Source organism: Pseudomonas edaphica (assembly GCF_005863185.1).
Taxonomy (GTDB): Bacteria; Pseudomonadota; Gammaproteobacteria; order Pseudomonadales; family Pseudomonadaceae; genus Aquipseudomonas; species Aquipseudomonas edaphica.
In genome coordinates this window covers 1-697 of sequence record NZ_VBVZ01001103.1, presented here as the reverse complement: position 1 = coordinate 697, position 697 = coordinate 1, and the positions used below count along the sequence as shown (strand labels likewise).

Below are 697 nucleotides of genomic sequence, written 5' to 3'. Positions count from 1 at the left end.
TATCGTCGCGCAGTCGGAACTGTTTGCCTTGTTCATCGACTCGCTCGCCGAAGCCCAGGGCGTGCTGAGCAAAGACCCGCTTGAAAGTTACATGAGCAAGCACCGCTGAGTGGCTTGCCAGCCCTTGCGTCACGACCAATAAGAGAGAGAAACCATGAACCTACCCGCCCAAATCAACCGTCGCACCGAGGATTACCAGCAGTCTGATGCGGCCCACCATATCCATGGGTTTGTCGACCAGAAGGCGCTGAACGCCGAAGGCCCGCGTGTGATGGTGCGCGGCGAGGGCTTGTACCTGTGGGACAGCGAAGGCAACAAGATCCTCGACGGCATGGCCGGCCTGTGGTGCGTGGCGATCGGTTACGGTCGCGATGAACTGGCTGACGCCGCCGCCAAGCAGATGAAAGAACTGCCGTACTACAACCTGTTCTTCCAGACCGCGCACCCGCCGGTGCTGGAGTTGGCCAAAGTCATTGCCGATGTCGCGCCTGCCGGCATGAACCACGTGTTCTTTACCGGTTCCGGCTCCGAAGGCAACGACACCATGCTGCGCATGGTCCGCCACTACTGGGCGGTCAAGGGCCAGCCGAACAAGAAAACCATCATCAGCCGCAAGAATGGCTACCACGGTTCCACCGTGGCCGGCGCGAGCCTGGGCGGCATGACCTATATGCATGAACAGGGCGACCTGCCAATT

General features: G+C 60.3%; 1 protein-coding gene and 1 pseudogene. Both read left to right on the top strand.

Annotated elements, in window-relative coordinates; all coding sequences use genetic code 11:
• A pseudogene (locus tag FEM54_RS33500) lies at positions 1–109 on the top strand (LuxR family transcriptional regulator); the annotation flags it as partial.
• Between the two features lie 45 nt (positions 110–154).
• The coding region (locus tag FEM54_RS33495; protein ID WP_138454393.1) for an aminotransferase class III-fold pyridoxal phosphate-dependent enzyme at positions 155–697 on the top strand (543 nt) is incomplete at its 3' end.